Consider the following 18222-nt stretch of genomic DNA (forward strand, 5'->3'; position numbering starts at 1 on the left):
AATTTTTTCAGCAATTTTCTGTAACAATAATGACTAAGAACACCGCCATCCTGCTGATTTCCTGTCCAGACCGCAAAGGCCTGGTCGCGGGCATCGCCGATTTCCTCTACCGCCACAACGCCAACATTCTGCACGCCGACCAGCATCAGGACAGCGAACTGGGCCTGTTCCTGATGCGCGTCGAATGGGATCTGCACGACTTCGATCTGGAGATCGGCCAGTTCGAGCAGCACTTCGCGCCGATCGCCGAAACATTCCAGATGCAGTGGCACCTGGCACAATCGGCCTCCCGCCCGCGTGTGGCGATCTTCGTGTCACGCTATGACCACTGCCTGGTCGATCTTCTCTACCGCCACCAGAGCGGCGAACTTCACTGCGACATTCCGCTGATCATCGGCAACCACGACGACACCAAATGGATCGCCGATTCCTACGGTATCCCGTTCCAGCACATCGCAGTACACAAGGACAGCAAAGAGGAAGCGGAAAAGACCCAGCTCGCCCTGCTGCGCCACCATCACATCGACCTGATCGTGCTGGCGCGCTACATGCAGGTCTTGTCCGCAGACTTCATCCGGCATTACCCGAGCCGTATCATCAACATCCACCATTCCTTCCTTCCTGCCTTCCTCGGCGCCAAGCCCTATCACCGCGCCTTCGAGCGCGGCGTCAAGCTGATCGGCGCAACCAGCCACTACGTCACCGAAATGCTCGATGACGGCCCGATCATCGAGCAGGATGTCGCCCGCATCTCGCACCGCGACGCGATCGACGATCTGATCCAGAAAGGCCGCGACCTGGAAAAGGTCGTACTATCGCGCGGGGTGCGCTGGCATATCGAAAACCGCATCCTGCTGTATGCCAACAAAACCGTGATTTTCGACTGAAAATGCTGGCGGAACTCAGCGAACTGATCGGCTACCCGGCAGCTATCCTCACCACTGTGGCCTTCGTACCTCAGGCCTGGAAATCCTGGCGCACCCGCGACCTGTCCGGCATCTCCCTGCCGATGTATGCCCTGTTCACCCTCGGCGTCGCATTCTGGCTGGCCTATGGGCTGCTCATCGGCAGCACACCTATCATTATCGGCAATGGCATCACCCTGGCCCTCGCCGCAGTTGTCCTGTGGCTCAAGCTGAATGAGCGGAAATAAACGCAATGGAACGGGAAGACAGCCTATATCAATCGAACAGGCTGAACGCATAGCTGTACAGCCTGAATAAAAAAACCCGCCTGTCAGGGGGGACAGGCGGGCCAAAGAACCGCTTGCGGGCGGCTCGGAGGAGGACAACACAATCAAGTGTCTACCGCGCCCGCCTTGGGAACGAACGCGATAGGGTGATATTAGTCGAGAAGGGAAAGTACCGTCATTGACAATTCTCAATCGGCGGCAATCTTGTTAAGCGTGGCGGTATCACATTTGAGCGAGACGCTACCGGGAATCTCCTGCAGTGCCCCGCTGCGTTTGAACTCGGCGATGATGCGGCTGGCGGTTTCGGTGGTGATACCGAGCATCGACCCCATGTCCTCGCGCCCGAACAGTTCACAGCTGCCGCCTTCCCTGCCGCTGACCAGGCGCAGCAGCAGGCGAGCCATGCGCGCCCTGGCACTGCCGGTGGCGAGCTGGGTCAGCCAGGCATCCGCCTCGTCAAGCGCACGCTGCCAGCGCACCATCAACTCCTTGCGCAGCTTGTGATTATCCTGGTCCAGCCGCTGAATCACTTCCAGAGGAATTCGGCAAATTTCCGACTGATGCAAAACAATGGCGTCATGCTGGTAGGACTGGCCAAGCAGCGCTTCCAGGCCGGTGACATCGGTGGCGCGGAGCAGCCGGACGATGCGCTGGCGACCGTCCGGCAGATACTGGACCAGCTTGAGCAAGCCACTGCGAATGGTAAATACCGCCCGCGCCGTATCGCCCGCCCGGTAAAGCACTTCATTCGGGGCAAGCGCGATGTCGTCGATCGGGTGGTGTATGCTCTCGCAATCGCTGATTTCCAGCCCGGCGAACAGGACCGTCTTGCGGATGCTGCAGCTGACGCAGTCGGAACCGACAGGAGGTAATATTTTACTCATGCGCAATGATGGTTCAAGTTGGACATCGAAAAAGATATGCTCATTAATCTGACCCTGTGGTGGCAATCTGGTTCCGGTATCTCTGCCAATCGAAGCACGGCCCCGGGTCGGTCTTGCGCACCGGGGCGATATCCGAATGACCGACGATTTCCTTGATCGGGTAAGCCTCCTGTATGGCACGCGTCAGCTCCGCCAGCTTCTCGTACTGGATATCGGTAAACGGATCGTCATCGCTGCCCTCCAGCTCGACACCTATTGAAAAATCGTTGCAGCGAATGCGGTCGTGCCAGTTCGATACACCGGCATGCCAGGCGCGCTTGTTGCACGACACGAACTGGATCACCTCGCCTTCGCGGCGGATGAAAAAATGGGTAGAAACCTTGAGATCGGCAATCATCTCGTAATAAGGGTGCTGCCAGATATCGAGCTGGTTGGTGAAAAAATCGATCACGCCGCTGCCGCCATAGCTGCGCGGCGGCAGGCTGATGTTGTGGATCACCAGCAGCGGAATATCAAACTCCACTTCAGGCGGTCGATCGTCGCAGTTGGGCGAGGCAATGAAATTCACGCCCTGCAGGAATCCTGACTTGTCTATCTTCACGGGGCCTCCTCGGCAGGTAATGTTAAGGCCTTCTCCACCGCCTGCTGCAGCTTTTCAGGCAGCAGCGGGCTATGTATCTCGGCATGAAAATGGCCGTCCACGAACAGCAGCAACGCTGGCAGATGGAATATCTCATATTCGCGCGCCAGGGCGATGCTTTTTTCCACATCCACCTTGAACAAATGCTCCACCGTGCCTGCCAGTGCCTGCGGCAATACCGTCTCGGCCTTGCGGCAGGTGCCGCAGTGCGGTCCTGAAAACAGCACCAGGCTGATGCCCGGGCTTTGCGCCAATCGCGGGTAGAAATCGAATTCGGTCAAGTTTGTAAATTTCACAATGCTATAATCGCGCCACGTTTTTTCAGGGAAACCGCCCATGACCACTTTTGCCACTCTGTTCCTGATGCTGATCGTCATTTTAATTGCCGCCGAGGTATTTACCAATGCCTTGGAGCATTTGGGCGAAAAGTTGAAGATCTCGGAAGGCGTCACCGGCTCGCTATTTGCCGCCATAGGTACCGCCCTGCCGGAAACCATGGTGCCGCTGCTGGCACTGATGGCGGGCACGGCCGACACCCGCCTCAACGAGGAAATCGGGGTCGGCGCGATCCTCGGTGCGCCGCTGATGCTATCCACCCTGTCGATCTCCCTGATGGCACTGGCGGTACTGAAAAAACGCGGCATCCACGGCCATTTCACGCCGGAGCGGACTGGCCTGACCCGCGACCTGAACTTCTTCCTGGCGGCGTTTTCCTTTTCCGCTATCGCCCTCTTCGTACCGCACCAACAGGCGGCGATCCGCGCCGCCATCGGCTTCACCCTGGTGCTGACTTACTTCGTCTACATCATGCTCACCCTGCGCGCTTCTGCCCATCTGGTCAAGGAGGGCCATGGCACCGAAGCACATGAAAAAATGTTCCTGTGCCGCCTGGGACTGCCGCAAAACATGCTGATGATCCTGATCCAGCTTGCCCTTGGCCTGGGTTTGCTGGTGGCAGGCGCCAAGGGTTTCATTTATGGCGTGGAAGATGCATCCAGGCTGCTCGGCATCTCTCCCCTGCTGCTGTCGCTGCTGATCATCCCGATCGCCACCGAACTGCCTGAAAAGGTCAACAGCATCCTGTGGATCCGCAAGCGCAAGGACACCCTGGCCTTCGGCAACATCACCGGCGCAATGGTATTTCAGGGCACCCTGTTGCCCGCCATCGGCATCATGCTGACGCCGTGGGAGCCTCGCCAGGAAGTGCTGGCGGGCATCGTCATCACCCTTCTGGCCGCGCTATGGGTCAGGCTCATGGTCAGCCGCGGACAGCTCAAGGTCTGGCATCTGGCCGTTAACGGGGCGATGTATGTTTCTTACCTGATTATTGTACTGAGCTAAGAAACTTCTAAGTCACGCCAAACCTTTACCACCTACCTGCATGGGGGTATTCTGCCCGTAATACATGGTTCTGCTTCGACAGATCCGCATAACGGGAGATAACGCAATGGCCAGGAAACCGGCAACCACGGAGCCGTCACCTCAACCCGCGAAAAACAAGGATGCGGCGCCTTTCTGCCACGCACTCGCCAATCACCTCACCTATTCCGTTGGCAAGGACCATTTCACCGCCACCCCCCGCGACTGGTTCTTCGCGCTCGCCCATGTCACCCGCGACCAGCTGACCGGGCGCTGGATGGAAACCATGCGGCGCTATTACCGTGCCGATGCTAAGCGCATCTATTACCTGTCAATGGAATTCCTGATCGGCCGGTCCCTGACCAACAGTCTGCTCAACATGGGCTATCTGGACCGCTGTCACCAGGCCGCGCTCGATGCCGGCCTGGACCTGGAACAGGCGCGCGCAGTGGAACCAGACGCCGCCCTTGGCAATGGTGGACTGGGGCGCCTGGCTGCCTGCTTCCTGGATTCCATGGCTACCCTCGGCCTGCCGAGCTACGGCTATGGCATCCGTTACGAATACGGCATGTTCAACCAGCATATCGAAAACGGCTGGCAGGTAGAGCACCCCGACAACTGGCTGCGCTATGGCAATCCATGGGAGTTCCCGCGCCCTGAGGTGCTGTACCCAGTCAAATTTTACGGCCGGCCGCTGGAATATGTCAGCGAGGACGGCAGCCTGCACCACCACTGGGTGGACACCGAGGATGTCATGGCGATGGCCTACGACACGCCGGTGCCAGGCTATGGCGGCGAATCGGTGAACAATATGCGGCTGTGGTCGGCCAAGGCTTCGCGGGATTTCGATCTGCAGTATTTCAATGAGGGCAACTACATCAAGGCGGTGGAGGACAAGAACCAGTCCGAAAACCTTTCCAAGGTGCTATACCCTGACGACTCTACAGCTATGGGCAGAGAACTGCGCCTGAAACAGCAGTATTTTTTCGTCAGCGCCTCGTTGCAGGACATGCTCTACCGCTTCAATAAATTCCACAAAAATTTCGATGAATTGCCTGACAAGGTGGCAATCCAGCTCAACGACACCCATCCCTCGATCGCGATTCCCGAACTGATGCGCATCCTGCTGGATATATACCACCTCGACTGGGATCGTGCCTGGAATATCGTCACCCGCACCTTCTCCTACACCAACCACACGCTCATGCCGGAGGCGCTGGAAACCTGGCCGACCAGCCTGTTCGAGACGATTCTGCCGCGCCACCTGCAAATCATCTACGAAATCAACCACCGCTTCCTGAATGATATTCGCCACCACCATCCCGGCGACAGCGAGTTGCTGAAGCGCATGTCCATCATCGACGAGGACAATGGACGGCGCATCCGCATGGCGCACCTGGCCATCGTCGGCAGCCACCAGGTGAACGGCGTGGCGCAAATCCACACTGAACTGATGCGCCAGACCATTTTCGCCGACTTCGACCGCTTCTATCCCGGCAGGATCATCAACATCACCAACGGCATCACCCCTCGGCGCTGGCTCAACCAGGCCAACCCCGGTCTGGCCGAACTGATTAAGGAGCACATCGGCAGCGACTGGATCACCAATCTGGAACAGCTCGGCAAGCTCGCCAAATTTGCCGCCAACAAGGCCTTCCAGGAGAAATTCCGCCGAGTAAAGCAGGCCAACAAGGAAGCGCTGGCCAAAATAATCGAGAAAAACCTGGGCATTAAGGTCAACCCTGCCTCCCTTTTCGACGTACAGATCAAGCGTATCCACGAATACAAGCGGCAACTGCTCAACCTGCTCCATGTCGTCACGCTGTACAACCGCATCCGCGCCAATCCGGCGGCCGACCAGCTGCCGCGCACCGTGATCTTCAGCGGCAAGGCAGCCCCAGGTTATGTGCAGGCCAAGCTGATCATCAAGCTGATCAATGACGTGGCGGATATCGTCAACCATGACCCGGCCGCAAGGGATCTGCTCAAGGTGGTGTACATTCCCAATTACGATGTGACCACTGCTTCGGAAATCATTCCCGCTGCCGACATTTCCGAACAGATCTCCACCGCCGGCACCGAAGCATCCGGTACCGGCAACATGAAGCTCGCCTTGAATGGTGCGCTGACGATCGGCACCCTGGATGGGGCCAACATCGAAATTCGCGATGAAGTCGGTGCGGACAACATTTTCATTTTCGGACTGAATACGGCGGAAGTCGCCGAACTGCAGGGCAAGGGCTATAACCCCTGGGATTATTACCACAGCAACGGGGAACTGCGGCAGGTGCTGGAGATGATCGGCTCAGGCTTTTTTTCGCCGGATGACCCCAACCGCTTCCGCCCGATCATTGACGCGCTTACTGACGGTGGCGACCAATACATGCTGCTCGCTGACTACGCCGCCTATGTCGAATGCCATGAAAAAATTGAGGCTCTCTACTGCAACCCCGGCGATTGGGCACACAAGGCCATCCTCAACGTAGCGGGTATGGGTAAGTTCTCCAGCGATCGCACCATCAGGGAATACGCGGAGAAAATCTGGGGAGTGAAATCAGTGCTGCGTGAGCTTGGCGATGGGTGATGGGTGAAGGGTGTTGCAAAAAAAGTTTATCCCCTTCCCCATCACTCATACCCCATTGCTAATCCATCCCCAGCCGCTCCAGGCGATAACGCAACGCCCGAAAGGTGATGCCAAGCAGCTTGGCTGCCGCGGTCTTGTTGAAACGGGTTTTTTCCAGCGCTTCCAGAATCACCTCTTTTTCTACGGCGTCGAGGTATTCCTGCAGCGGCAAGCTTTTCAGATGGGCCGCGTCTTTCTGCGGCTTTGCTGCGAGTTGCAAATCCTCCTTGCCAATCTCACCCCCCGTGGTCAGCGCCATCGCCCGCTCAAGGATGTTTTCCAGCTCGCGTACATTGCCGGGAAAATCGTATTCCCGCAGTTCCTTCAACGCGGTCAGACTCAATTTCGGCGGCTCAGTGTTCAGACACGCCACTTTCTTGAGTATCTCCCCGGCCAGCAGCGGGATATCGTCAGGGATTTCGCGCAAAGCCGGCATCTTCAACACGATCACGTTGAGCCTGTAAAACAAGTCCTGGCGGAACCTCCCACTTTCCACGCATTGTCCGAGGTCTTGATGAGTGGCGCTGATGATGCGCACATCCACTGGCTCTTCCTGGGTGGCCCCCACCTTGCGCACCATTTTTTCCTGGATGACGCGCAACAGCTTCACCTGCATCGGCAGGGGCAGGTCCGCCACTTCATCCAGAAACAGTGTTCCACCGGCTGCCGCCTGAAAAAAACCATCCTTGTCCTGGTTGGCACCAGTGAAAGCGCCCTTCTTGTAACCGAAGAACTCGCTTTCCATCAGGTTTTCGGGAATCGCCCCGCAATTGACTGCAACGAAGGGAGCATCGCCACGCGGGCCATCAAGATGGAGCAGCCGTGCCGCCAGCTCCTTGCCGCTGCCCGATTCTCCGGTTATATGGATCGGCGCCTGGCTACGCGCCAGCTTTGCTATCATCTGGCGGGTCTGCAGCATCAGGGGTGAATTGCCGAGCAGTACCGGCTGGCCGGCTGCGGCTTGGCTCTCTTCTATTTTTCTTGACTGACTTGAACTTGGCAATTTGAGCGCGGAATTGACCAGCGCACGCAACTGTGCCAGGGAAACCGGCTTGGAAAGATAATCGAATGCGCCTGCCTTGAGGGCAGCGACAGCATTTTCCGCGCTGCCGTAGGCGGTGATCACCGCCACCGGTTTGCCGGGATAATTTTTGGTCACATATTCAAGAAAACCAAGGCCATCCCCGTCTGGCAAACGCATGTCGGTGAGACAAAGATTATAGTAGTTCTTGTGCAGGTACTGCTCCGCCTCGAACGTGCTAGCTGCCGCATCGACCTCCAAGCCCATGCGCTGCAGCGTCATTACCAGCAGCTCGCGGATGTCGGCTTCATCGTCCACAACCAGCACACGACGCGGTTGCTCTTCGTTATTCCGGGAAACTTGCAGTGTCCGGTTCAATCCATCACCCCTTCAGTACTTATCCTGAATTGCCCGCCTTGTGGGGCCTCAATGTAATCGAGCGTGGCCCCGTTCGCTTCACATAGTTCGCGAGCAATATAAAGCCCCAAACCGGTGCCAGTGCTGTCGGTGGTAAAGAATGGCTCGAACAGCTGGGTACGCAACACTTCGGCAACCCCGGGCCCGTCATCGGCCACATCCAATTGTACAACATTCCCAGGCAAGGCAACCGCAGCTCGCAGGCGTATGCTGCCATCCTGCCTTCTGCAGTAGCGCCAGGCATTGCGGCACAGGTTCCATAGTACCTGGTCAAGGTGATGCCGGTCGAAGCGTACTGTCAGATCATTCGCCACATCCAGAACAACAACCTTGGCCGGGATTTTTTCGGTCTGGCAAAACTGTTCGGTGAACTGGCGCAAAATCTCACCCAGGTGGAGCGTTTCCGGCGTGGCGCGGTCCCTGCGATTAAGCTGCAAGACATCCTGAACCATACGGTCAAGGCGATGGGTATTATCATGTATGATCTGCAACAGCCGTGCCTGGGTCGCATCCTTGCCGGGCTCTTCCTGCAACAATTCAGTCGCATGGTTGATCGCGCTCAGGGGATTGCGAATCTCATGTGCTATGTTGGCCGTCAGCCTGCCTAGTGCAGCCAGCTTGTTCTGCTGCGCCCGAGCCTGCATCAGGCTCAGATCCTCCAGAAAAATGACCGCACCCAGCACCTCATCCCAGCCGATCGCGGTAAAACTCGCCTGAATCCGCTTACCGGTGGCCGGCACGCTCAGTTCAAATCGATCGTTGCTCGGGTCTGTATGCCAGCGCTGCAGGCACTCAGATAATGCAGGGAAATAGTTGTTGAGGATGAGCCTGCTCCAGACAGCTGACGGCTTTCCCAGCAATTTCTCGGCTTCGCCATTGTGCTGACGCACCCGCCCCTGCTCGTCCACCACCAGCACGCCATCCTGCATGCCCTGAATCACCAGCTGGTTGACCTGGGCCAGATTGGCAAGGTCAATGCTCTGTTTCTGCGCCAGATTCTCGGTCACAGTCAGGCGCTTGGTCAGGACAAAAGCCAGACCGGCGATAGCGAAAAACCCCATGCTGGTCAGGCTGGTTTGCAGATAGTCCTTGGCGCTTCCCTCCAGCACCATCACCTGATAGGTCTGCTCGAGCAAAAGGGCTATGCTCGCCATCGCGGCATGAAACATTGCCAGTCGGCCGCGGCTGACCATGCCGGTGGCTACCAGCGGCCCCAGCAGGAACAGCCCGAGTCCGCTCTGAATACCCCCGCTGGCATGCATCAGCAGCACGATAAACACAATATCCGCACTCACCTGGGCACTCAGGAGCAGATTGAAGCGCGGCCAGCGAATATCGATCAGCACGATCATCAGCGCCGCAAGGAACACGTAAGCAATGCTGGTAGCGTAGAACAGGGAGGGATGGTAAGCACCAAAGGGATTGATGGCGCCAAATAGAGCATAGGCGACGGCAAAAGTACCTGCCAGGGTCAGTCGAAATAGATTGAAATAGCGGAGATACCGCCAGTATGACTCGGGTTGAGGCCTGGGCCTAACCTGTAGCCATTCTGTCAGCATTGTAGGGTATCGCTCGGCCGAATCGGCCGGGCGAACGAAGGATTACTTCTGATGAAGTTGGCGATGCTCATTGGTGCAAAAAGATACACCGTGACTGACGATGCTTTCGCTCCTCGGCAGATGCACTCCGCAATGGGCGCAACGCACCATGTCCTCGCCGGCTTCGAGTTTTGGAGCGTCCTCCTGCTTGATCCTGCGGCCATAGCTTTTGACGAGGCGGTAAACAACCCACGCACCCAAAGCAAGAAGTATCAGCTTGATCAACATCACTCTGCCTCAGTCAACGAGGCACCTCAGGGTTCAATATTCGGATGAACTGGTCGGGGTGAGAGGATTCGAACCTCCGGCCTCTGCGTCCCGAACGCAGCGCTCCACCAGGCTGAGCTACACCCCGTTTTGATTTATTTTCAGTAGCTTCGCGTTACCGAAAAGTCTGCCAATTGTAGCAAAGATTCCTTGTATTTTGAATGTGGCAGATGCGAAATCGCCTCGCACGCCACCCGTGCCTCAGCCTTCGCCTGGCTTTTCGCATAATCCAGCGCGCCGGTATCGCGGATCGCGGCCATCACTGCATCCAGCTCGCTCAGGCCGCCATGCTCGATCGCCCTGCGGATCACCTCTGCTTGCTGCGGTGTGCCGTTTTTCATGGCATAGATCAGGGGCAGCGTGGGTTTGCCCTCAGCCAGATCATCACCGACGTTTTTGCCGGTTTCGGCATGGTCACCGGAATAATCCAGCACGTCGTCGATCAGCTGGAACGCTGTGCCCATGCGCATCCCATAGACTGCCATGGCCTCCTCGTCGACCCTGGAGGCATTACCCAGGATCGCACCGAGGCGGGTGGCGGCTTCGAACAATTTGGCGGTTTTATAGTGGATCACCTGAAGATAACGCGCCTCGTCGATATCCGCGTCGTTACAATTCAACAGTTGCAGCACTTCGCCCTCGGCGATGACGTTGGTTGCATCCGCCATGACTTCCATCACGCGCATGCTGCCCGCCCCGACCATCATCTGAAAAGCCCGGGAATAGAGGAAGTCGCCTACGAGAACGCTGGCAGCGTTGCCGAACAGGGCGTTGGCAGTGGCATTGCCGCGCCGCAGGTTGGATTCGTCCACCACGTCGTCGTGCAGCAGGGTGGCGGTATGAATAAATTCGACCACCGCGGCAAGGACGTGATGATTGCTGCCGGAATAGCCGAATGCCCCCGCCGACAACAGCACCAGCGCGGGGCGCAGGCGCTTGCCACCACTATTGATGATGTATTCGCTGATCTGGCGGATCAGCACGACCTCGGAATAGAGCCGCTTGCGGATGACTTCATCCACGGCTAGCATGTCCGACTCGATGGGACTACGTATGGCTTCCAGCGACACAAAAAATCCAGAGGTTAGGTGAAAAGCGCTAATGGTAGGAACGAGGGCAATTCGGTGTCAAGTTTTTCCAGCCCTGCCACTGATTTCTAAACAAATTTCCAAACAATATTTAACCCTCGTCACAAAATTCTGGTACAATCGCGTTCCTTTTTAAAAGTAAGTGTGGAGCTCAATATGTACGCGGTCATAAAAACCGGTGGCAAGCAGTATCGCGTTGCCCCCGGCGAAAAATTGAAAATAGAACAGATACCGGCAGACATTGGCAGCGAAATCGTACTGGATCAGATATTAATGGTTGCAGACGGTGAAGCAGTCACGGTAGGCACGCCCCTGATAAGCGGCGCTACGGTCAAGGCGACGGTAGTCGCTCATGGTCGCGGCGAGAAGGTGCAGATTTTTAAAATGCGTCGTCGCAAGCACTACCAGAAGCATCAGGGGCATCGTCAGAACTACACCGAGATCCGCATCGACGGCATCGCGGCGAAGTAAGGAGAATAAGCAATGGCACATAAAAAAGCAGGCGGCAGTGTACGCAACGGCCGCGACTCCCATTCCAAGCGTCTGGGCGTGAAACGCTACGGTGGCGAACTGGTTTCCGCCGGCAGCATCATCGTTCGCCAGCGTGGCACCCAGATGTACGCCGGTGACAACGTCGGCATGGGCAAGGATCACACCTTGTTCGCCAAGGTATCCGGCACCATCAGCTTCGCCATCAAGGGTGCAGCAAAACACAAAGTGGTTACCATCACTCCGGCTTAAACCAGCCGGATAGTGGAGCCTTTAGGCCCTATCAAACGATAGGGCTTTTTTATTTGAGCACTCACGATGAAATTCATTGACGAAGCAAAAATCGAAGTCCATGCCGGTGACGGCGGCAACGGATCGGCCAGCTTCAGGCGCGAGAAGTACATCGACAAGGGTGGGCCGAACGGCGGTGATGGCGGGCGTGGCGGCAGCATTTATGCAATTGCCGACCGCAACATCAATACCCTGGTGGACTATCGCTTTGCCCGCATCCACCGCGCTGAGAAGGGCGAAAACGGGATGGGATCGGATTGCTACGGCAAGGGCGGCGAAGACATGGTGCTGCGCGTACCAGTCGGCACTGTTATCATCGACTTCAACACCAATGAAATCATCGCTGATCTCGCCAAGGACTGCGAGAAAGCCCTGATCGCCAAGGGCGGCAAGGGCGGTCTCGGCAACCTGCACTTCAAGTCCAGTACCAACCGGGCTCCACGCCAGTTCACCCACGGCGAACTGGGTGAAGTACGCGAGCTCAAAATGGAACTCAAGGTGCTGGCCGACGTCGGGCTGCTGGGCATGCCCAATGCTGGGAAGTCCACTTTCATCCGCGCCGTTTCGGCAGCCAAGCCGAAAGTGGCGGACTACCCTTTCACCACGCTACACCCCAACCTCGGTGTGGTACGCGTGGAGCACGACAAAAGCTTCGTCATTGCCGACATTCCAGGTCTGATCGAGGGCGCAGCCGAAGGTGCCGGCCTCGGCCACCAGTTCCTGCGCCATCTGGCACGCACCCGCTTGCTGCTGCACCTGGTCGACATCGCCCCCTACGACGAAACCGCCAACCCGGTTGCAGAAGCGCATGCGATCGTCAACGAGCTCAAGAAATACGATGAATCGCTTTACCAGAAGCCGCGCTGGTTGCTGCTGAACAAGATGGACATGCTGCCAGCAGACGAACGCGACCAGTACAAACAGCAGTTCCTCAAGGACTTTGGCTGGGACGGGAAATGTTTTATCATTTCCGCCCTCACCGGAGAAGGCTGCAAGGAAGTAGTCTACGCCATCATGGAGTTTCTCGATCAGAACCGACCGATAGAAGAACCTACAGAGGACACGCAGGAAGCACAGCCTTGAGTTCCATTATCGCCAACAGCAAACGCCTGGTCGTAAAAGTCGGCAGTAGCCTGGTCACCAACAGCGGCGCCGGCCTCGACCATGAGGCCATCGCCACTTGGGCGGCGCAGATTGCCGCCCTCAAAGCCATGGGACGCGAAGTGGTGCTGGTCTCTTCCGGCGCGATTGCCGAGGGGATGCAGCGCCTCGGCTGGAAGAAACGTCCCAGCGCCGTGCATGAACTTCAAGCCGCAGCCGCGGTGGGCCAGATGGGGCTGGTGCAGGTCTATGAAACCTGCTTCCGCAAGCATGGCCTGCACACCGCACAAATCCTGCTGACCCACGACGACCTCGCCGACCGCAAGCGCTATCTCAATGCTCGCTCCACCCTGCGCACCCTGCTCAAACTGAACACTATCCCGATCATCAACGAAAACGACACCGTAGTTACTGAGGAAATCCGCTTCGGCGACAACGATACCCTGGGGGCACTGGTCACCAACCTGATCGACGCGGATGCGCTGGTGATCCTGACCGACCAGACCGGCCTGTATTCTGCCGATCCGCGCAGGGATCCTACAGCCACGCTGGTGGCCGAAGCACGCGCCGGCGACCCGGCGCTGGAAACCATGGCAGGCGGAGCCGGCAGCGATATCGGCCGCGGCGGCATGCTGACTAAAATTCTCGCCGCCAAGCGTGCGGCTCGCAGCGGTGCTCATACCGTGATTGCCTGGGGACGCGAACCGGATGTACTGATCCGACTTGCCCAAGGCGAGGCGATCGGCACCCAACTGATTGCCGGCGAAATAAAGACCGTGGCCCGCAAGCAATGGCTCGCTGACCACCTCCAGGTCGGGGGCAGGCTCACGCTCGACGATGGCGCGGTCAATGCCGTGCGCAAGGAAGGCAAAAGCCTGCTACCGATCGGTGTGACTGCGATATCCGGCGATTTCGAGCGCGGCGAAGTGGTTACCTGCCTGGACGCGAAAGGGCAAGAAATCGCCCGTGGCCTGGTCAATTACAGTGCGCAGGAAACCCAAAAAATCATGCGCCACGCCAGTACGAAAATCGAATCCGTCCTTGGTTACGTTGACGAACCAGAATTGATCCATCGAGACAATCTGGTTCTGCTGTAAAAGCAGAGCCAGATTGCGGCGAAGACTAACCTTCTGCGAAGCATAAGGTTAGGTCGGAGCCACAACTTAGTGCTGCTCTGAAAGAGCCGCACTAAGCTGCAGTGAAGGCTAACGTTCGCGCAGCTAACGTTATGCTGGAGCTACAACTTGGTTCTGATTTAACCCGTTACAACTCCAGGCTGAATTCTGACTGTAGGTGCGAACTTATTCGCACTGGCCGAATGAATTCGGCCCTACAGGTTATTTCACTGTCTGAAGCCTCGCTTCAGCAGATCGACCGCTTCCTGCGGATTTTTCACGATAATGCCGTTGGGACAAAAGAAATCGTCGTAAAGCATGTGGTGGTGACGGTTACGGTCCTGGTAGCGGATCGGTTCCCATTTGGAGGAGCGAGCCCTTGACCAAGCCCCTTCCTTGCGCCCGAAAGCGTAAAGCTTCCTTTCGCGACTGGCACAGCGGATACCCTCAAAGCTCACATTGGAGGCACCCGCCGATGATTTGACGATCATCGTGTAGCGAACCACGCCGTCCTCACCTGCACTGATGGAAGCGGCATCGACAAAAAACTTGTTATCAGTGGCGGCGCTAACGAATAACGGCAGCAGATTCTCTTCCTTCGGATAAGGCGGGAGTTGAGCCTCAATCTCGGCCCACGGCTTTTCCTCATCGAATTCGTACTCAAATTTTCCCCATTCCGCATGGGCCGTCAGCGGAATAGCCAGTAGCAACAGTGCAAAGAGTTTTTTCATTCCCTACTTGGCGAGCTGCACCTGAATTTCGGCGAAGGTCTGGGCTATTTCCAGTGTCTGGATTTCCGTGCCTAAGAGTCTTGAAACCTGAGAAGTCGAAAAAATACCACGCACCTGTTGGGCATGACCCAGCCCTTCGGTATCCACCACCAAGGCATGTTGGCGACCACATTTTTTCAGGGTTGCGACGATGTGGCCCACTTTTGCCGCAGCGACATCCTTCATGCACAGCACTTCCAGTTTTTCCTGCGGCGTCATGATGTTGCGCACCAGGACATCCTCCCGCCTGCCGCCGGACTTCTGGATAAATTGCAGCGGTTTCTCGCCCAGAATGTCGGTTGCGGTAACCAGCCCGAGGACGGTTTCCTGATCATCAATCACCAGCAGCAACCTGACGCTGTGCCGAACCATACGTTCCCTGGCGGCATCCACCGTTTTTTCCGGCCCGATGGTGACTGCCATCACCTCTTTCAGGTCAGTCATCACCCGCACCGCCGGGTCGCCCAGTTCAACATGGGCAGGCGAGATTTGCAGGGGTTGGTAATAAGTCGCCCCTTGCACCAGGTTGCTGGGCGGTAGCGGGGGAAAATCAACCATCTTGACTCCAGTTTATTCTGATTTATTGAGGTAGCCTGCCAGCTCATTGAGCGCCAAGCGATACACGTCACGCTTGAATTCGATCACCGATTCCAGCGGCACCCAGTAATGATGCCATCGCCAGGCATCGAACTCGGGATGCGATGATGCGCGCAACGACACATCGCTGTCACGCCCTGTCAAACGCAATAGAAACCAGATCTGCTTCTGGCCCTTGTAACTGCCGCGCCACTCCCGCCGCACCCAGTTCTGGGGCACATCGTAGCGTAGCCAGTCCCTGGTGCGGCCAATAATCCTTACGTGCTGCGGCTGTAGTCCTACTTCTTCCTCTAGCTCCCGAAACATTGCCTGCTCGGGTGATTCGCCGGCCTTGATGCCTCCTTGCGGAAACTGCCAGGAATGCTCCTTGATACGTTTGCCCCAGAAAACCTCATTTTTTGCATTGCATAGAATGATGCCGACATTGGGGCGATAACCGTCCCGGTCTATCATTTGTGAAACACCTCAAATTCGTTAAGTTAACGTAATTTTTTCACATTTCACCCAGCAATGAAAGTCAAATAACGCATACCCATGACCGAAGTCACGATTACGAATGGAACAGACTCACCATACGCCTGGAAATCCGAAAAAATTACTGCATTACTTTTCATGAGACAAAGACATAAGGCACCGGTTCCACACGAAATATTATCTAAATCAGTAGGCGCTTTTCAGTGTGGACATTGAGGCTACGCAGACCTTCAACGAACTTGAGAAATTCCAGCCCATATGCCTGCTCCAGTTCTCTGGCGCGCTGGCGCAAATCGTCCCAGCGTGGATTGCCTGGGCTGCGCTTGAAGCCGAATACGACCATGTTGCCATGCTTTTCCGTAGGCAAACACAGTGTCAGGCCATTGAAACTGGTCTCGATACGCTGCAAGTAGACATCGAAATTCTTGTCGCTGCCCCACAAATTTACCGCGAGGATTCCTCGTTCACTCAGTGCTGAGGCACAGTCGTCGTAATAACGCTGGGTAACCAGCGAATCGGCCAGCGAAACACCGTCGAAGCCATCCGCCATCAGCACATCGGAGCTATCAGGATGATCAGCCACATACTGGCCGCCTTCGGCGATCACCACCTCGAATCTTTCATCTTCCGGAGGCAGCTGAAAATAGGCGCGCGCAGCTGCCGCCACCTGCGAGTTCAGTTCCACTGCCACGATGCGTGTGGCCGGCATGCGGTGATAAACGAATTTGGCTAATGACCCCCCTCCCAACCCGACCATCAGGAAGCGTACGGGATCAGGATTAAACAGGAGAAAACCCATCATGCTGCGGGTATAGGCAAGCTCAAGCTCGTTGGGCGCACTAATGCGCATCGAACTCTGCACAGTCTGACTGCCCAGATGCAACGACCGCACGCCGTCGCGCTCACTAACATCTACGACATCACCAGCGGCTACCGCTTTATGAATACGCCGCCCGAAAAACATTCCCATTGTTGCCTCGATGGAGCGGAGAAAAATCAAGCCTATCCCGGTAACTCCACTTCATGTATCCGGGGTGCTTCAGGAAGGGTGCAGGAAGAATTACACCTGCCGCCAGGATGCGGCAAGGAAACAAATTGGGCTAACACGAGATGAAAGCTGGCCAGTGGAGAAAATCAATATTCTGACACTGCCAATCAATTATGCTTCCCTTGCCCGGCTGCCATACCGCGGAAAAAACGCCACAGCGCCCAGCCACGGCCGAACCATTTTACCGCCCTGCGCGGCCGAGCCACCGCAAATACTACGCCCAGCCCGACCAGCAAGGCCGGATACATGCGAAAGAAACGCCATACTGTCACGCCCTGATCGGCTATCGCCAGCGGCAGGCGCCAGGCATGACCGATATCACCCAATTCAGCACGCTGCGCCGCGCTGCGCGCCACCAGTTCGGCACGCCGCCTGGAAAGATCGTCCAACCGTTGCTCGATTTCCATTACGGCAACAGCTGCTGTCGGTCTTTGCCCAGCTCTGCCAGGCTGGTCGCAAATAGCCTGCTCCCGGCCGAAGCACGAGCACGAAACATCACGACAGCCACACCGCCGAGGCTAAAAAAAAGTACGGCAAAACCGCCCAGCACCAACAGTCGGTGACTATCCCATAGCAAAATGGTGACGAATATCACGAGAAACACGCTACCCATAGCCAAGCAAAACAGCGCGATGCTGCCGAACAATAGCAACTGAGCAAAGCGGAGCTTTTCCTCCTCCACTTCATTCGCCAACAACTCCAGTCTTGTCTGCGCTACGCCCGAAAGCGTAGCGGCAAAATTGCACAGTGAGGCAAACAATCCAGTGGCATGTGCTATGCCCGCATCTGTTTCAGCCATAACAATCAGTATGTTAGCGACGTGCGATCAGGACACCGATTACCAGCCCGACACAGGCGGAAATACCCACTGCCTTCCACGGATTGTCATGCACATACTGATCAGTGGCACGGGCAGCCTGCTTGGTTTTGTCAATAATCGCTGCTTCAGCCTGTGCCAACCGCACTTTAGCGTCAACCAGGCTGGCCTGGATTTTTTCGCGCGCGGCAGCTACCTTTTCACCCGCATCATTAGCGGTCGCCCTGAGCAGCGCTTCGGCATCGGCCACCACCACTTTAAAATCTGCAACCAGCTTTTCCTTGTTGATATCGGCTGCTTCATCGACTTCGCTGTACATGATAATTTCCTTTTTCTTGTTTAACGACTAAATACAATTATAGGCTAGTGCTATTCGAAGGCCAAATCAATCCGATATACGCCTTGTTTTCGGTTAAAATCGCGAATTCAGA

The 18222-nt window shown here is 56.5% G+C and carries 22 protein-coding genes and 1 tRNA gene; 8 read left to right on the top strand and 15 right to left on the bottom strand.

The annotated features are described in order from the left end of the window. The first annotated feature begins 29 nt into the window (after window positions 1-29). Window positions 30-887, top strand: coding sequence for a formyltetrahydrofolate deformylase (gene purU, locus SCT_RS16080; protein WP_059425025.1), 858 nt, complete (start codon window positions 30-32; stop codon window positions 885-887). A 2-nt stretch (window positions 888-889) separates the two neighbouring features. Continuing rightward, on the top strand, window positions 890-1153 hold the full coding sequence (locus tag SCT_RS16085; protein ID WP_059425029.1) for a SemiSWEET transporter: 264 nt from the start codon (window positions 890-892) through the stop codon (window positions 1151-1153). Window positions 1154-1380: 227 nt separating this feature from the next. On the opposite strand, the gene SCT_RS16090 is transcribed toward SCT_RS16085, so the two are convergent. From SCT_RS16090 to SCT_RS16100, 3 genes are read right to left on the bottom strand one after another with little or no spacing between them, the layout of a single operon-like run. Next, the gene (locus tag SCT_RS16090) at window positions 1381-2076 is read right to left on the bottom strand and encodes a Crp/Fnr family transcriptional regulator (RefSeq protein WP_059425032.1); all 696 of its coding nucleotides are present in this window, start codon (window positions 2074-2076) and stop codon (window positions 1381-1383) included. 43 nt (window positions 2077-2119) lie between these two features. Beyond that, the gene (gene ampD, locus SCT_RS16095; RefSeq protein WP_059425035.1) at window positions 2120-2677 is read right to left on the bottom strand and encodes a 1,6-anhydro-N-acetylmuramyl-L-alanine amidase AmpD; all 558 of its coding nucleotides are present in this window, start codon (window positions 2675-2677) and stop codon (window positions 2120-2122) included. Next, a complete protein-coding gene (locus tag SCT_RS16100; RefSeq protein WP_159107928.1) occupies window positions 2674-2997 on the bottom strand; it encodes a co-chaperone YbbN in 324 nt (107 codons plus the stop codon). Before SCT_RS16100 ends, ampD begins: the two co-directional genes overlap by 4 nt. A gap of 55 nt (window positions 2998-3052) precedes the next feature. On the opposite strand from SCT_RS16100, the gene SCT_RS16105 reads away from it, so the two are divergent. Beyond that, on the top strand, window positions 3053-4057 hold the full coding sequence (locus SCT_RS16105; protein WP_059425043.1) for a sodium:calcium antiporter: 1005 nt from the start codon (window positions 3053-3055) through the stop codon (window positions 4055-4057). A gap of 106 nt (window positions 4058-4163) precedes the next feature. Continuing rightward, window positions 4164-6659, top strand: coding sequence for a glycogen/starch/alpha-glucan phosphorylase (locus SCT_RS16110; protein WP_059425048.1), 2496 nt, complete (start codon window positions 4164-4166; stop codon window positions 6657-6659). A 58-nt stretch (window positions 6660-6717) separates the two neighbouring features. Here SCT_RS16110 and SCT_RS16115 read toward each other — a convergent pair whose 3' ends face one another. The 5 genes from SCT_RS16115 to ispB all read right to left on the bottom strand — a co-directional run bounded on the left by SCT_RS16115 (window position 6718) and on the right by ispB (window position 11071). Beyond that, complete coding sequence (locus tag SCT_RS16115) at window positions 6718-8097, bottom strand: sigma-54 dependent transcriptional regulator (RefSeq protein ID WP_082098397.1); 1380 nt, start codon at window positions 8095-8097, stop codon at window positions 6718-6720. Continuing rightward, entirely contained in the window at window positions 8094-9695 is a 1602-nt protein-coding gene (locus SCT_RS16120) for a PAS domain-containing sensor histidine kinase (RefSeq protein WP_059425049.1), read from the bottom strand. Before SCT_RS16120 ends, SCT_RS16115 begins: the two co-directional genes overlap by 4 nt. 42 nt (window positions 9696-9737) lie before the next feature. After that, on the bottom strand, window positions 9738-9962 hold the full coding sequence (locus SCT_RS16900; protein ID WP_237759720.1) for a PP0621 family protein: 225 nt from the start codon (window positions 9960-9962) through the stop codon (window positions 9738-9740). A gap of 50 nt (window positions 9963-10012) precedes the next feature. Beyond that, window positions 10013-10089 (bottom strand) — tRNA-Pro (locus SCT_RS16130). 13 nt (window positions 10090-10102) lie between these two features. After that, window positions 10103-11071, bottom strand: coding sequence for an octaprenyl diphosphate synthase (gene ispB / locus SCT_RS16135; RefSeq protein WP_059425051.1), 969 nt, complete (start codon window positions 11069-11071; stop codon window positions 10103-10105). Window positions 11072-11245: 174 nt separating this feature from the next. Between ispB and rplU the strand changes: the two genes are divergently transcribed. From rplU to proB, 4 genes are all read left to right on the top strand, one after another. Beyond that, window positions 11246-11560: a 50S ribosomal protein L21 gene (gene rplU, locus SCT_RS16140; RefSeq protein ID WP_059425052.1), complete on the top strand. Its 315-nt coding sequence runs from the start codon at window positions 11246-11248 to the stop codon at window positions 11558-11560. 12 nt (window positions 11561-11572) lie between these two features. After that, entirely contained in the window at window positions 11573-11830 is a 258-nt protein-coding gene (rpmA, locus tag SCT_RS16145) for a 50S ribosomal protein L27 (RefSeq protein WP_059425053.1), read from the top strand. 66 nt (window positions 11831-11896) lie between these two features. Then, window positions 11897-12952: an Obg family GTPase CgtA gene (gene cgtA, locus SCT_RS16150; protein WP_059425054.1), complete on the top strand. Its 1056-nt coding sequence runs from the start codon at window positions 11897-11899 to the stop codon at window positions 12950-12952. Beyond that, a complete protein-coding gene (proB, locus tag SCT_RS16155; RefSeq protein WP_059425055.1) occupies window positions 12949-14067 on the top strand; it encodes a glutamate 5-kinase in 1119 nt (372 codons plus the stop codon). The genes cgtA and proB overlap by 4 nt, the downstream gene beginning before the upstream one ends. Before the next feature lie 245 nt (window positions 14068-14312). On the opposite strand, the gene SCT_RS16160 is transcribed toward proB, so the two are convergent. From SCT_RS16160 to SCT_RS16190, 7 genes are all read right to left on the bottom strand, one after another. Next, window positions 14313-14816 carry a CNP1-like family protein gene (locus tag SCT_RS16160; protein WP_059425056.1) on the bottom strand — a complete coding sequence of 168 codons (504 nt, stop codon included), beginning with the start codon at window positions 14814-14816 and terminating at the stop codon, window positions 14313-14315. A gap of 3 nt (window positions 14817-14819) precedes the next feature. Beyond that, a complete protein-coding gene (locus SCT_RS16165; protein WP_059425057.1) occupies window positions 14820-15413 on the bottom strand; it encodes a CBS domain-containing protein in 594 nt (197 codons plus the stop codon). Window positions 15414-15425: 12 nt separating this feature from the next. Then, window positions 15426-15905, bottom strand: coding sequence for an RNA pyrophosphohydrolase (locus SCT_RS16170; protein ID WP_059425058.1), 480 nt, complete (start codon window positions 15903-15905; stop codon window positions 15426-15428). 202 nt (window positions 15906-16107) lie between these two features. Beyond that, a complete protein-coding gene (locus SCT_RS16175; protein WP_059425059.1) occupies window positions 16108-16896 on the bottom strand; it encodes a polyamine aminopropyltransferase in 789 nt (262 codons plus the stop codon). Between the two features lie 185 nt (window positions 16897-17081). Then, window positions 17082-17381, bottom strand: a complete 300-nt coding sequence (locus SCT_RS16180; protein WP_059425060.1) for a YqjK-like family protein — start codon at window positions 17379-17381, stop codon at window positions 17082-17084. Beyond that, complete coding sequence (locus tag SCT_RS16185) at window positions 17381-17773, bottom strand: phage holin family protein (protein ID WP_059425061.1); 393 nt, start codon at window positions 17771-17773, stop codon at window positions 17381-17383. The genes SCT_RS16180 and SCT_RS16185 overlap by 1 nt, the downstream gene beginning before the upstream one ends. 13 nt (window positions 17774-17786) lie before the next feature. Next, entirely contained in the window at window positions 17787-18110 is a 324-nt protein-coding gene (locus tag SCT_RS16190; protein ID WP_059425062.1) for a YqjD family protein, read from the bottom strand. Window positions 18111-18222 lie beyond the last annotated feature (112 nt).

Origin of the sequence: Sulfuricella sp. T08 (genome assembly GCF_000971475.1) — a bacterium.
In the GTDB taxonomy this organism is placed as follows: domain Bacteria; phylum Pseudomonadota; class Gammaproteobacteria; order Burkholderiales; family Sulfuricellaceae; genus Sulfuricella.

Excerpts from the sequence above, each read along its gene's own strand:
- purU (WP_059425025.1), top strand. The coding sequence starts at position 30 with ATGACTAAGAACACCGCCATCCTGCTGATTTCCTGTCCAGACCGCAAA.
- SCT_RS16085 (WP_059425029.1), top strand. The coding sequence starts at position 890 with ATGCTGGCGGAACTCAGCGAACTGATCGGCTACCCGGCAGCTATCCTC.
- SCT_RS16090 (WP_059425032.1), bottom strand. The coding sequence starts at position 2,076 with ATGAGTAAAATATTACCTCCTGTCGGTTCCGACTGCGTCAGCTGCAGC.
- SCT_RS16105 (WP_059425043.1), top strand. The coding sequence starts at position 3,053 with ATGACCACTTTTGCCACTCTGTTCCTGATGCTGATCGTCATTTTAATT.
- SCT_RS16110 (WP_059425048.1), top strand. The coding sequence starts at position 4,164 with ATGGCCAGGAAACCGGCAACCACGGAGCCGTCACCTCAACCCGCGAAA.
- SCT_RS16120 (WP_059425049.1), bottom strand. The coding sequence starts at position 9,695 with ATGCTGACAGAATGGCTACAGGTTAGGCCCAGGCCTCAACCCGAGTCA.
- SCT_RS16900 (WP_237759720.1), bottom strand. The coding sequence starts at position 9,962 with ATGTTGATCAAGCTGATACTTCTTGCTTTGGGTGCGTGGGTTGTTTAC.
- rplU (WP_059425052.1), top strand. The coding sequence starts at position 11,246 with ATGTACGCGGTCATAAAAACCGGTGGCAAGCAGTATCGCGTTGCCCCC.
- rpmA (WP_059425053.1), top strand. The coding sequence starts at position 11,573 with ATGGCACATAAAAAAGCAGGCGGCAGTGTACGCAACGGCCGCGACTCC.
- cgtA (WP_059425054.1), top strand. The coding sequence starts at position 11,897 with ATGAAATTCATTGACGAAGCAAAAATCGAAGTCCATGCCGGTGACGGC.
- SCT_RS16160 (WP_059425056.1), bottom strand. The coding sequence starts at position 14,816 with ATGAAAAAACTCTTTGCACTGTTGCTACTGGCTATTCCGCTGACGGCC.
- SCT_RS16165 (WP_059425057.1), bottom strand. The coding sequence starts at position 15,413 with ATGGTTGATTTTCCCCCGCTACCGCCCAGCAACCTGGTGCAAGGGGCG.
- SCT_RS16170 (WP_059425058.1), bottom strand. The coding sequence starts at position 15,905 with ATGATAGACCGGGACGGTTATCGCCCCAATGTCGGCATCATTCTATGC.
- SCT_RS16175 (WP_059425059.1), bottom strand. The coding sequence starts at position 16,896 with ATGGGAATGTTTTTCGGGCGGCGTATTCATAAAGCGGTAGCCGCTGGT.
- SCT_RS16180 (WP_059425060.1), bottom strand. The coding sequence starts at position 17,381 with ATGGAAATCGAGCAACGGTTGGACGATCTTTCCAGGCGGCGTGCCGAA.
- SCT_RS16185 (WP_059425061.1), bottom strand. The coding sequence starts at position 17,773 with ATGGCTGAAACAGATGCGGGCATAGCACATGCCACTGGATTGTTTGCC.
- SCT_RS16190 (WP_059425062.1), bottom strand. The coding sequence starts at position 18,110 with ATGTACAGCGAAGTCGATGAAGCAGCCGATATCAACAAGGAAAAGCTG.